This window comes from Lentzea chajnantorensis (assembly GCF_054300775.1).
Genome location: NZ_JBSDZT010000002.1, coordinates 6,958,625 through 6,971,229 on the forward strand (window position 1 = coordinate 6,958,625; position 12,605 = coordinate 6,971,229).

The window sequence follows — 12,605 nt, forward strand, 5'->3', positions numbered from 1 at the left end:
GGGCGGTTCCTCGTTGCTGTGCCTTGCGCGAAGTCGGACGCTTCCGTGAAAGATGTGGGGTGCCCGTTCTCCGGGCACCCCACATCGCGTTGACGGCTCCCACAAGCGGCAGCAAGGGGGCTGTCGACCGAACTCGTCTGGACCGCAGCGAGACTCGGTGCCTTCGCCCGCGAAGGTGACCCCATCTTGACACCGCGCGACGCGCGAAGCGCAGTCGAGATCGTGGCCAAATCCGCGTCAAATCCTGGTCAGTCCACCCACAGCTCGACCAGCGGGCTGATCAGTGCACATGGCGACGATCTGAGCGGTGGGCCCGGCCGGTGGGTCCAGAGCCGAAGAACACCGGGTCCCCGTGGGCTCCGCACCGAACATCGCCGCGCATCTTCGGTGAACAGCCCGAATGCCTTGCCGCGCGCTTCGGGCCAGCGGTACCAATCGAGCGGCATCCGGGAGACGGCAGCTCCCGGACGCCAGTTACGCCGATTCGTCCGGACCGCAACCCGAGAGAGTTGATTCGGTGATTCCCATCATCTGCGCGGTACCCCCGCCATTGCAGTCAGTGCTGCTCCGCGTCCGTCCCCCGGAGGTGCGGGACGCCGAGGCGGAAACGCGCCTCGTGCTCTCCCTGGCCCTCCTCGTCGCCATCACGGCCACGACCGCGATCTTCATCGAGAGGTCGTCGAAGGGCCGGGTGAGGTGAGTGGGCCAGAAGCGGCTGAAGCCGATCCGCGACGAGCACAGCCCGGCCGGCGTGGTGGCCGGGTTCCTGCGCGGCCTCTACACCGGCAACGCCGACCTGACGCTGACCCGGCTCGCGGCGGACACCGGCTACTCGCAGGCGTCGTTGTCCGAAGCCCTCAGCGGGAAGGTCATGCCCTCGCTCGATCTGGTCATCGCCTTCGTCGAGGGGTGCGGGCGGGACGACGCCGTGGTCGAGGCGGGGCACGTGTGGCGCCGGGAGAAGGCGCGCAGCCAGGGATCGACCCGGCCGCCGCGCCCGGAACGCGCCGACTCGTGGGAGAGCCTGCACGACGAGGTGGTGCTGCTGGCGCACGAGTCCGGCGTGTTCAGGGCCAAGGCGCTGTGCGACGCGGCAGCGGCGGCCGGGCACCCGATGACGCACACGTCCGCTCATCGCTGGCTGACGACGGCACGTCCACTCAGGCTGGACAGCCTGGACACGATCCTCAACGCCTGCAAGGTGCCGATGCGGCAGCGGGAACCGTGGGTGCGTGCGCACGACCGTGCTGCGGACAACGCGGGTGCGGTCCGGGCGTCCTTCCAGGGGACGGCCTGTCTTCCGACCGGCTCGCTCAGCCACGAGGCGCTGGCCGAGGAGTTGCGGAGGATGCGGCGCGGGGCCGGTGTGCACGCACCCGACTTGAAGGACGCGGCCGGCCCGGTGCTGCGCGAGCTCTGCGACCTCACCGACTTCGACGGTGCGGAAGTGGTGCGCCGCAAGGTCGGCGAGTGGGTCCACTCAGTGGCGGGTGGGCTACCGGCCGACGTCCGCGTCACCGTCCTCACCGCCCTCGGTCTCAACCCGGACGCCCCGCACCGGGTGTTCCGGGAACGGGTCGAGTGGCTCGCGGCGCAGCAGGACCGCAGCCCCGGGACGTCCCGGCGCAGGATCGACGAGGCGCTGACCCGGATGGCCGAGGCCGCGGTCGCGGCGCCCCGGCCGGCGCTGATGACCTCCCGCGAGCACGCCTGGCACGTGCGCGCGTTCGAGGCCGTGCTCAGCCTGGACGGCACCACTCCGCGCTGCACCGAGAGCAGGACGATCGTGGCCGACCGCGACGGGCTGGACCGGATCACCTGGTCGCTCACGCTGCCGCGCAACGGTGACGACAGCCCTGGGGAGCTGGACGTGACGGTGCTCCACGGGGCACAGCTGTTGTCGAAGGAGCGGCCGTCGCCGCGGCGGTTCGTGCTGGGGCTCGGTCTGCCCCGCCGGCTGCGGTCCGGCGAGGTGCACGACTTCGTGTTGCAGGTCAGCGTGCCGAACGGCCGGCTGAGCCCCAGGTACGTGTTCTGGCCGGAGCGGAGGTGCGAGCGCTTCCGGCTCGTATCGCGGTTCGGCAGCCGGAAGCCCGCGGCCGTGTGGCGGGTCGACCACGTGTTCCACCGGGACGCCGACGAGATCGAGACCGGGCGGGACTACGTCTCCGTGGACGACGGCGGCGAGGTGCGGGCCGCTTTCGCCGAGCTGCAGGCGGGCCACGGTTACGGCATCAGGTGGGCCTGGTGAGGTGAGGGAAGACCGCACCGGACCACGGCCGTGCGGAACGAGCCGGTCATCGACCCTGGAGCCCAGGGCCGTGACCGGCTCGTCCGGCTAGAGCTCCACGCCCAGCAACGCATCCACGGCGGTGCGGATCTGCGACGGTCCGTGTGAGTCCGACCCGCCAACGGACAGCGCCTCGTCGGCCCACGCGTCGATGGCGGCCAACGCGCGCGGGGTGTCGAGGTCGTTGCCCAGGTGGTCGCGCAACCGGGTCACGGTGTCCACAGCGGACGGACCGGAGGACAGCGACACCGCACGGCGCCACTTGTCGACGCGGGTCAGGGCCTCGTCGAGCAGTGCGGAGGTCCACGGGCGGTCGGCGCGGTAGTGGCCGGCGAGCAGGGCCAGCCGGATCGCGTTCGGGTCGACCTTCTCCGCGCGCAGCTTGGAGACGAAGACCAGGTTGCCGCGGGACTTCGACATCTTCTCGCCGTCGAGGCCGATCATGCCCGCGTGCACGTAGTGGCGGGCGAACGGGTGCTCGCCGGTCTGGGCCTCCGCGTGCGCGGCCGAGTACTCGTGGTGCGGGTAGATCAGGTCGGAGCCGCCGCCCTGCACGTCGATGCCCATGCCGAGGCGGTTGTGGGCGATGGCGCTGCACTCGATGTGCCAGCCGGGGCGGCCCTCGCCCAGCTCGGACGGCCAAGAGGGCTCGCCCTCGCGCTTCATCCGCCACAGCAGGGCGTCGAGGGGGTGCTTCTTGCCGGGGCGGTCCGGGTCGCCGCCGCGTTCGGCGAACAGCGCCCGCATCGTGTCCTCGGAGTAGTTCGACTCGTAGCCGAACCGGCCGGTGGCGTTGTGCTCGAAGTAGATGTCCGGGTACTCGTCGTCGTCCACGCGGTAGGCGTGGCCGTCGGCCACCAGCTTCGCGACGACCTCGACGATCTCCGGGATGGCTTCGACGATGCCGACGTAGTCCTGCGGCGGCAGGACGCGCAGGGCCTCCATGTCCTCGCGGAACAGGGCCGTCTCGCGCATGGCCAGGACGACCCAGTCGTCCTTGTCGCGCAGCGCGCGCTCCAGCAACGGGTCGTCGACGTCGGTGACGTTCTGGACGTAGTGCACGTTGTGGCCGTTGTCGAGCCAGATCCGGTGCACGAGGTCGAACGCCAGGTAGGTGGCGGCGTGGCCGAGGTGCGTCGCGTCGTACGGCGTGATGCCGCAGACGTACAACCTGGCGGTGTCTCCTGGCGCCGTCGGGCGCACTTCGCCCGTAGCCGTGTCGTACAGCCGCAGCGGGCGGGGGTCCCCCGGAACCCGCGGCACAGGAATGGATGACCAGGTTTGCATGCTTCCGACACTAACGCGTGCCGACGGGTGGAGTGCACTTTCCGGGTGTTGGGACGAGCACCCCGAACGGACCAGCACGGCCGGTCCGCCGCGACCGTGACCTGCGCGTAGGGGCGTACCGTGGGAGATCGGGGAATTCGCCGATGAGTGGAGGCGGGGTCTCATGGTCATCTTCGAAGTCCTCGGCGGACTCGTCACGCTCGGCGCCATCGGCCTCGCCATGAGCGCGCGCGTGATCAAGCAGTTCGAGCAGGGGCTCGTGTTCCGGTTCGGCCGACTCCGGGAGGGTGTGCGCGGGCCGGGGCTGACGATGCTGGTGCCGGGCGTGGACCAGCTGCGCAAGGTCAACATGCAGATCGTCACGCTGCCCGTGCCCGCTCAGGACGGCATCACCCGCGACAACGTGACCGTGCGCGTGGACGCCGTCGTCTACTTCAAGGTGCAGGACCCGGCCAAGGCCGTCATCAACGTCGAGGACTACCGGTTCGCGATGCTGCAGGTCGCGCAGACGTCGCTGCGGTCGATCATCGGCAAGAGCGAGCTCGACGACCTGCTGTCCAACCGGGAGAACCTCAACCAGGGCCTGGAGCTGATGATCGACACGCCCGCGCTGTCGTGGGGCATCGACATCGACCGGGTCGAGATCAAGGACGTGGCGCTGCCGGAGAGCATGAAGCGCTCGATGTCGCGGCAGGCGGAGGCTGAACGCGAGCGGCGGGCCCGCGTCATCACCGCGGACGGCGAGCTGCAGGCGTCGAAGAAGCTGTCCGAGGCCGCCGGCCGCATGCAGGAGACACCGGCGGCGCTCCAGCTGCGCCTGCTGCAGACCATCGTCGAGGTGGCCGCGGAGAAGAACTCCACGCTCGTGCTGCCGTTCCCCGTGGAGCTGCTGCGGTTCCTGGAGAAGAACACGGGCGAACCGCTCCCCCGCCGTTCGCCCGAGTGAGTTAACGGCGTAACGCCGCTGTTCCGCGAACGACGTCCGGGCAGGGGGTACGACCGACATGCGGGAGAAGGCCAGGGGCAGGTTCGTCGGCATCGGTGTCAGCTCCTACGAGCTGTTGCAGCCGTTGCAGCACGCCGTGAGCGACGTGCTGGAGCTGCGCGCGCTCCTGAAGGGCTACGAGGGCGAGCCGCTGGCGGACCCGACCGAGGCCGAGGTCCGCGCGCACATGCAGGCGGTGCGGCGCACCCCGCAGGACGGTGGCGCCCTGGTGGCGTTGTTCAGCGGCCACGCGGTGCCGGTCGCGGGCAAGCTCAGGCTGCTGGCCCGCGACAACGACGGCGGCGCCGACGGCATCGCGGTCGAGGACTTCGTGCTGTGGTGTGCGGCGTCGGGCGCGCACCAGGTGCTGGTGGTCGTCGACGCCTGCTACTCGGGCACCCAGCTGGACGAGGCGCTCGGCACGATCGCGGACATGCAGGAGCAGCTGCTCACCGGGCAGATGCACTGGGCGGGCGTGCTGGTGTCGTGCTCCGGCGTGGAGACGGCCCGCGACGGGCTGTTCGGCGGCCGGCTGCGCAGGCTGCTGCGCGGGGGCCCGAGCGCGGACTCCGACGTGTGGCGGTGGAGCGACCGCACGTCGCTCGTGGACGGCGGCACGGTGGGCACGGCGCTGCTGAACGCGTGGGACAGCGACGTGCAACGGCCGCGGTTCGTGCAGTACGGCTCGGCGCAGCCGATGCTCCCCAACCCCCTCTACGCGCCGGACACCGTGGTCAAGCACCTGCTGCTGGCCGCGCGCGGCGGTGACTCGGCCGACCACCGGTCGTGGTTCGCCGGTCGCACCGCCGAGGTCGACCGGGTCGTCGGCTGGGTCCGGTCGGGCGTGCCGGGGCTGCGGGTGGTCACCGGGTCGCCCGGCAGCGGCAAGTCGGCGGTCGTGGGCCGGGTCGTGAGCCTGTCCAACGCCGCCGAACGCGACCTGCTGCTCTCCGGCGGACCGCCGTTCCGGCACGCCGACCCCGGTCAGGACTCGGTCGACGCCGCCGTGCACGCCCGCGCGATGGACGCGGACCGGGTCGCCGACCTGCTCAGCCGCCAACTGGTCGCCGCGGGCCTGGTCCCGGCGCCCGAGGGACCGCGGCGCGGTGCCGCCGAGCTGGTGGGCGTGGTCAGCGCGCTCCCGGAGCCGCCGGTGCTCGTCGTCGACGGCCTGGACGAGGCGCGCGGCGAGTCGTTCTCGATCGCCACGTCGCTGCTGACCAAGCTCGCGCAGCACGCCGTCGTGGTGGTGTCGACGCGGCAGGCGCACCGGGTCGTGGGCGGCGCGCCGCTGCTGACCGAGCTGTCACCGGTGGAGGTGCTGGACCTCGACGACGCCGGCAGCGCCGCGGACGTCCGCGAGTACGTGCTGGCCCGGCTCGGTCCCACCGCTCCGCAGTCCACCGTGGACGAGCTGGCGCGGCTCCCGTTCCTGACCGCGTGGATGATCACCGACCAGCTGCTGTCCGACGGCGGCGCTGACCTCAGGCTGTCGCTGGTCGCCGCGTTCGACCGCGAGCTCGCGAAGGTCCCCGCCGCACGGCCGCTGCTGACGGCGCTGACGTGGAGCTACGGTGCCGGGTTCCCCGAGGAGGAGTGGCGCGCGGTCGCGGAGGCGTTGTCGGGCGAGCGGTTCGGCCGCGACGACATCACCGCGGTGCTCACCGAGCTGGGCCGCCACATCGTGCAGGACGGCGAGGAGGGCACGGCCGTCTTCAAGCTCACGCACCAGACGTTCGCCGACCACCTGCGGCCGCAGTTCACCCCCGGCCACGACCGGGTGTTCGCGCCGGGGGCGGAGAAGGTGGCGTGCGCGCTGATCCGGTTGTACCGGCAGCGGCTGGAGGCGGGCGTGCCGCCGGACGTGCCCGGCTACCTGTGGAAGTACGCGTGGCGGCACTGCGGGCACGCCGGCAACGAGGCGTTGAGCGCACTGCGCGAGCTGGCGACTGCGAACCGGATGCTGTTGCCGGACATCGCACTCGCGGCGACGGCGGCGGCGAACGAGCTGGCGCACTGGGGCCGCGGCGACGAGGCGGTCGAACCGCTGGAGGAGGCCGCGGCCCACTTCCGCGCGCTCGTGCCGGCGGCGCGGATGTACCTGGCAGACCTGGCGTTCGTGCTGAACCGGCTCGGCACCCGGTTCCGCGAGGCCGGCCGGCTGCAACAGGCCGTGGCGCCCGCCGAGGAGGCCGTGGTGCGCTACCGGGAGCTGGTCGCGGCGACCCCGACCACCGCGGAGACCCTGACGCACAAACGCCTCGCGCAGCGCATCGCGAAGACGACACCCCATCCCGGCGAGAACCAGACGTACGCGGCGCACCTCAGCGGTGCGCTGGTCGACCTGAGCGAGGTCTACGCGATGCTCGGGCGCCGCCACGAGGCGCTGTCGACCGCGCGCGACGCCGTGGCGGCGGTGGACGCGGACGCCCCGCTGGCGCGCGCGATGGTGTGCCTCGCGGCGCGGTGCAGCGACACCGGGCGGCGCTACGAGGCGATGCAGCGCTCCCGGCAGGCCGTCGAGCTGTACTGCGCGCTGGCGCAGACGAACCCGCTGCACCTGGCGGACCTGGTGACCGCGCTGGTGGAGCTGAGCCGCGACTACCTGTCGCTGGGCCGGCTGTCCGACGCCGACCGCACCACCCAGCAGGCGGCGGACATCAACGGCACGCTCGGCCGGCACGCGGCGTTCGAACCGCAGCTCGCCGACGCCGCGCTCGCGTTGAGCGTCGCCTACAGCATGGTCGGCCGCACCGAGGAGGCGCTGAGCTCGGCCCGCAAGGCCGCCGACCTCGCCGACGGGCTGCGCGTCCACGGCCATGCCCTGCACAACCTGATGCGCCGCCAGCGCGACGCCGAGAAACCGCGCGAGGCGCTGGTGACCGGGCTGCGGACGGTCGAGGTGTGCCTGCTGCCCGAGCACGAGCACCGGCTGTCGACGCTCGCGGCGGCGCTGTTCACGCTCGACGTGGTCTGCGCGCGGCTGGGCCGGCCGGAGATCGTCGAGGAGGCCTGGGAACGGGTCGTGGCGCGGTTCACCGGACCGCACCTGGCGACGTTGCTGATGCTGCGCGCGGCGGCCACCACGGCGGGCGACCCGGCGGCGGCGGCGTGGCTGTGCCAGGCGCTCACGCACGTCGGCCAGTCCCGGCAGGCGCTGCACGACGTGCACGACATCGCCCGCCGCCACCACGACTCCGCCCGTGCCTGCGGGCAGCCGTGGCCGTGGGACACGGCACCGGACTGGCTGACGGTGGACCGCGAGCTGCTCGCGACCGCCCGCCGGTGGGTGTTCGCGCGGTCGTACGCCGAGGAGCGCGCGGTCCTGCTGGCGCACCCCGAGCTGCTGTCGCCCGGCGCGGACGTCGCCGTCACCGAGGCGCTGTACGGCACCAGCCTGATCGAGGCGCAGGTCATCCAGTCGCGGCGGAGGACCGCGCAGGCGCAGGGCGTGGCACCGGCGTACCGGCCGTGGCTGCTCGCGAGCCTCGCCGACGAGTTCACCGACGCCGGCCCTGCCCGCCGCCGCGAGCTGCTCGCGACCCGGCGCGACGAGCTGCTCGACAAGGAGGTCCTGCACACTGTGCGGGACAACCGGCCGGCGCACGCGTTGCTGCTGCTGGCGAGTGAGGACACCGAGGTGCTCGACCCCGTGCTGACCGCGCTGGAGGACCCGGCGCGGGTGGTGGAGGTCCTGCGCGGGCTGGCCGCGAGCGCGTCCCCGCAGGCGCTCACCCAGGCCGTCGTCGCGCTGGGGCCGCACCCGCTGGCCGCGCTCTACCGGGTGGTCGCGCGGGCCAGGGCCGGTGACGACCGGCTCGCGCTGCCGTCCCCGGACCGGCGCCTGGCGTGGATCCACGAGCTGACCTACCTGGTGCCCGCCGACCCGGCCCTGCTCACCCTCATCCGCAAGCTCGCCGAGGAGTCATCATGAGCGATCTCGTCGTCGTCCTGCCCGGCATCCTCGGCAGCACCCTGCGGGACGAGGACGGCATGGTCTGGGAGGTCTCCGGCAGGGCCGCGTTGCGCGCCGTGCTGTCGCTCGGCCGCAGCCTGCGGCGGCTGACGCTGCCGGAGGGGATCGGTGACGAGCACCCCGGCGACGGCGTGGAGCCGGTCGCGCTGATGGCCGACCTGCACGTCGTCCCCGGCATCTGGACGCCGTTGAAGGGCTACGACCGGCTCACCCGGCGCCTCGGCTCGCTCGGCTACACCGCCGAGAAGGGCACCCTGCTGCTCTTCGCCTACGACTGGCGGCTGTCGAACCGGTACAACGGCGCGCTGCTCGCCCGGCGCGTGGACGAGGCGCTGGACCGGCTCGGACCGGACGCGAAGGTCACCTTCGTGTGCCACTCGATGGGCGGGCTCGTCGCGCGGTGGTGCGTCGAGCAGTGCGGCATGGCCGAGCGGACCGCGAAGCTGATCACCATCGGCACGCCCTACCGCGGCGCGGCGATGGCACTGGAACAGCTGGTCAACGGCGTGCGCAAGGGCCTCGGGCCGTTGGCAGCCGACCTGACCGGGTTCGCGCGGTCGTTGCCGTCGCTGCACCAGCTGCTGCCCGAGTACGCGTGCATCGAGTCGCCGGACGGCCTGCTCAAGACCACTGAGCTGACGTTGCCCGAGGTCGACACCAAGATGGTCGCGGACGCGATGGCGTTCCACGGCGCGTTGACCGACTCGTTCGCCGACAAGACGTACGCGATCCTCGGTGGCAAACAGCCCACGGCCACGACGGTGAAGATCGCCGACGGCAAGGTGACCTGCCTTCGGACCTATGAGGGCGAGGAGCTCTACGGCGACGCGACCGTGCCGATGGTCGGGGCCGCGCGCAAGGGGCTGGCGTTGTCGTCGAACACGCTGCACCGGGTGACCGAGCAGCACACGTCGTTGCAGGACAACGCGGCCGTGCTGGACATGGTGGAGTCGTTCCTGACCTCGAAGACGATCGTCCCCAGGACCGTCGTCGCCACCGAACCGCAGGTCAGCGTGCCCGACCTGGCATTGGTCGGCGAGGAGCTGGAGGTCACCGTCGAGCTGCGCGACACGCCGGCCAGGGCGGTGAAGGTGGCGCTGCTGGACGAGAACGGCAAACAGGTCGAAGCACGCGTTCCGGCGATCTCCGAGACCATGACCGCGAAATTCGGTGAATTGGCCCCCGGCGCCTACTACGTGCAGGTCAGCGGCACCGCGGTGGGTGCTCCGGTGGTGCCGGTGACCTCGGCGGTGCTCGTCGCGGATTGCCGGGACGTCTGACCGGGAGGACGATTGTCCGGTCACGGAGGAGGCGCGATGACCACGATCAAGCCAACACCGGTAGTGCCCCATCCGGGTGCCGCGCGCGCCCGGCCGAAGGGGTCCTACTTCCTGTCGCTCTTCCGGACCACCGATCCCAAGCAGATCGGGATCATGTACCTGACCACGTCGTTCGTGTTCTTCCTGATCGGCGGCCTGATGGCGCTGCTGATGCGCGCCGAGCTGGGCCGGCCGGGACTGCAGTTCCTGTCGAACGAGCAGTACAACCAGCTGTTCACCATGCACGGCACGATCATGCTGCTGCTGTACGCGACGCCGATCCTGTTCGGGTTCGCGAACTTCATCCTGCCGCTGCAGATCGGCTCGCCGGACGTCGCGTTCCCGCGGCTGAACGCCTTCTCGTACTGGCTGTACCTGTTCGGCGGCATCATCGTGGTGCTCGGGTTCGTCACACCCGGTGGCGCGGCGGACTTCGGCTGGTTCGCCTACACGCCGCTGTCCTCGGCCGTGCACTCGCCGGGCGTCGGCGCTGACATGTGGATCATGGGTCTGGCGGTGTCCGGCCTGGGCACGATCCTCGGCGCGGTCAACATGACCACGACCGTGGTGTGCCTGCGGGCGCCGGGCATGACGATGTTCCGGATGCCGATCTTCACCTGGAACATCCTGGTGACGTCCGTGCTGATCCTGCTGGCGTTCCCGATCCTCACCGCGGCGCTGATGGGCCTTGCCGCCGACCGCCACCTCGGCGCGCACGTGTTCGACCCGGCCAACGGCGGCGTCATCCTGTGGCAGCACCTGTTCTGGTTCTTCGGCCACCCCGAGGTCTACATCGTCGCGCTGCCGTTCTTCGGGATCGTGACCGAGATCTTCCCGGTGTTCAGCCGCAAACCGCTGTTCGGCTACAAGGGCCTGGTGTTCGCGACGCTGGCCATCGCGATGCTGTCCGTGGCCGTGTGGGCGCACCACATGTACGCCACCGGTGCGGTGCTGCTGCCGTTCTTCGCGCTGATGACGTTCCTCATCGCGGTGCCGACCGGCATCAAGTTCTTCAACTGGGCGGGCACGATGTGGAAGGGGCAGCTGACGTTCGAGTCGCCGATGCTGTTCGGCATCGGGTTCCTCATCACGTTCCTGTTCGGCGGGCTGACTGGGGTGCTGCTGGCCTCACCGCCGATCGACTTCCACGTGTCCGACACGTACTTCGTGGTGGCGCACTTCCACTACGTGCTGTTCGGCACCATCGTGTTCGCCACCTACGCGGGCATCTACTTCTGGTTCCCGAAGATGACCGGGCGGATGCTCAACGAGTCGCTGGGCAAGCTGCACTTCTGGACGACGTTCCTCGGCTTCCACGGCACGTTCCTGGTGCAGCACTGGCTGGGCAACGAGGGCATGCCGCGCCGGTACGCCGACTACCTGCCGACCGACGGCTTCACGTTCCTCAACACGTTCTCGACCATCAGCTCGTTCGTGCTCGGCGCGTCCGTGCTGCCGTTCGTGTGGAACGTCTTCCGCTCCTACCGCTACGGCGACCCGGCCCCGCAGGACGACCCGTGGGGCTACGGCAACTCGCTGGAGTGGGCCACGACCTCACCGCCGCCGCGGCACAACTTCACGGAGCTGCCGCGCATCCGTTCGGAGCGGCCCGCGTTCGAGCTGCACTACCCGCACATGGTCGAGCGGATGCGGGAGGAGGCGCACTTCTCGCTGACCCACCCGGGAAAGCACCGGGTGGGCCAGGACGAGGTGACCGAGAAGACGCTCGCCTCCACCCACCGCGAGGACGAGACCGGCTGATCAGCGCCGGCCGGGCAGCAGACCGGCCTCCAGGACGGCCTTGCCCAGCGGTGCGCCGAGCTCGACGTACCGCTGCCGTTCCGCGTCACCGAGCACGTCGTAGGCGGGTGCGTTCATGCGGTCGGTGTTGTCCTCGACGCGCTGGCGCAGCTCACGCCCCGCGTCGGTGAGCGCCTGCTCGGCCGTGACGAGCCCGCGCTCCCGCAGGACCTCCGCGGTCTGCGCCCACTGCTCCTGCGACCAGCCGCGGGTCTTGCGCAACGCCTCCCCCGACACCTCCCCCGACGCGGCGTGCAGCACCAGCGCCTCCAAACCAGTGAGCCCCTCCTGCAGCAGCGCCGCGAGGTGCCCGTCACCGCGGAACTCGCGCAGCAACGTCTGCGCGTGCCACAGCTGCAACAACGTGTCCTCCGGCCACGGCAGGCTCGCGTGCGCCGCGAACAACGTGCGCCCGAACGGCATCTCCGCCGACCGCTCGGCAGCCCGCCGGGCCAGCGCGGTGATCTCCGTGAGGTCCTCCGGCAGCACCGGCCGCAACGCCTCCTCCACGGCCTCCGTGCGCAGCTCGATCATCCGCGCCGGCGTGACCTTCTCCCACACCGCCGGGACGCAGGCCCGCACGAGCTCGGGGTTGAAGTTGTAGAAGGTGGCGATCACGACCTCGGCCGGCACGGGCCCGAGCGCCGCGGCCCGCGACGCGAAGTACCCGCCGGGCCGGTCGAGCCCGGCCTCGGTGTACCGCCGGGCCGCCTGGGGGGCGAAGTAGATCATCGCGTGCACGGCTTCGAGCGAGCGCCAGAGGTTCCTGATCATCCTCTCAACCTAGCCGCACGACGTGGAATTCCGGCGGGTGAGTTCGCGCTCACCGGGCGAGGGTGGACGTGGCCCGGTCGGGGCGGGGCCGGTCGGGGCGGGGCCGGTCGGGGCGGGGCCGGTCGGGGCGGGGCCGGTCGGGGCGGGGCCGGTCGAGGCGGGGCCGGTCGAGGC

8 protein-coding genes are annotated in these 12,605 nt (G+C 71.5%); 6 read left to right on the forward strand and 2 right to left on the reverse strand.

What is annotated here, in order from left to right; genetic code table 11:
- The first annotated feature begins 559 nt into the window (after positions 1-559).
- Both ACVDFE_RS33330 and ACVDFE_RS33335 read left to right on the forward strand, forming a co-directional pair.
- On the forward strand, positions 560-700 hold the full coding sequence (locus ACVDFE_RS33330) for a hypothetical protein (RefSeq protein ID WP_360387246.1): 141 nt from the start codon (positions 560-562) through the stop codon (positions 698-700).
- Complete coding sequence (locus ACVDFE_RS33335; RefSeq protein ID WP_458433307.1) at positions 701-2,251, forward strand: helix-turn-helix domain-containing protein; 1,551 nt, start codon at positions 701-703, stop codon at positions 2,249-2,251.
- Between the two features lie 87 nt (positions 2,252-2,338).
- Here ACVDFE_RS33335 and mshC read toward each other — a convergent pair whose 3' ends face one another.
- Complete coding sequence (gene mshC, locus ACVDFE_RS33340) at positions 2,339-3,577, reverse strand: cysteine--1-D-myo-inosityl 2-amino-2-deoxy-alpha-D-glucopyranoside ligase (protein WP_360387242.1); 1,239 nt, start codon at positions 3,575-3,577, stop codon at positions 2,339-2,341.
- 163 nt (positions 3,578-3,740) lie between these two features.
- On the opposite strand from mshC, the gene ACVDFE_RS33345 reads away from it, so the two are divergent.
- The 4 genes from ACVDFE_RS33345 to ctaD are packed head-to-tail and all read left to right on the forward strand — an operon-like array spanning position 3,741 to position 11,618.
- A complete protein-coding gene (locus tag ACVDFE_RS33345) occupies positions 3,741-4,523 on the forward strand; it encodes a slipin family protein (RefSeq protein ID WP_360387239.1) in 783 nt (260 codons plus the stop codon).
- 58 nt (positions 4,524-4,581) lie between these two features.
- On the forward strand, positions 4,582-8,496 hold the full coding sequence (locus ACVDFE_RS33350; protein ID WP_458433308.1) for an AAA family ATPase: 3,915 nt from the start codon (positions 4,582-4,584) through the stop codon (positions 8,494-8,496).
- The gene (locus tag ACVDFE_RS33355) at positions 8,493-9,818 is read left to right on the forward strand and encodes an esterase/lipase family protein (RefSeq protein WP_458433309.1); all 1,326 of its coding nucleotides are present in this window, start codon (positions 8,493-8,495) and stop codon (positions 9,816-9,818) included. Before ACVDFE_RS33350 ends, ACVDFE_RS33355 begins: the two co-directional genes overlap by 4 nt.
- Positions 9,819-9,854: 36 nt before the next feature.
- Entirely contained in the window at positions 9,855-11,618 is a 1,764-nt protein-coding gene (ctaD, locus tag ACVDFE_RS33360) for an aa3-type cytochrome oxidase subunit I (RefSeq protein WP_360387233.1), read from the forward strand.
- On the opposite strand, the gene ACVDFE_RS33365 is transcribed toward ctaD, so the two are convergent.
- Entirely contained in the window at positions 11,619-12,431 is an 813-nt protein-coding gene (locus ACVDFE_RS33365) for an SCO6745 family protein (RefSeq protein WP_458433310.1), read from the reverse strand. It lies immediately after the preceding gene.
- Between the last annotated feature and the right edge of the window lie 174 nt (positions 12,432-12,605).

Excerpts from the sequence above, each read along its gene's own strand:
- ACVDFE_RS33345 (WP_360387239.1), top strand. The coding sequence starts at position 3,741 with ATGGTCATCTTCGAAGTCCTCGGCGGACTCGTCACGCTCGGCGCCATC.
- mshC (WP_360387242.1), bottom strand. The coding sequence starts at position 3,577 with ATGCAAACCTGGTCATCCATTCCTGTGCCGCGGGTTCCGGGGGACCCC.
- ctaD (WP_360387233.1), top strand. The coding sequence starts at position 9,855 with ATGACCACGATCAAGCCAACACCGGTAGTGCCCCATCCGGGTGCCGCG.
- ACVDFE_RS33365 (WP_458433310.1), bottom strand. The coding sequence starts at position 12,431 with ATGATCAGGAACCTCTGGCGCTCGCTCGAAGCCGTGCACGCGATGATC.
- ACVDFE_RS33355 (WP_458433309.1), top strand. The coding sequence starts at position 8,493 with ATGAGCGATCTCGTCGTCGTCCTGCCCGGCATCCTCGGCAGCACCCTG.
- ACVDFE_RS33350 (WP_458433308.1), top strand. The coding sequence starts at position 4,582 with ATGCGGGAGAAGGCCAGGGGCAGGTTCGTCGGCATCGGTGTCAGCTCC.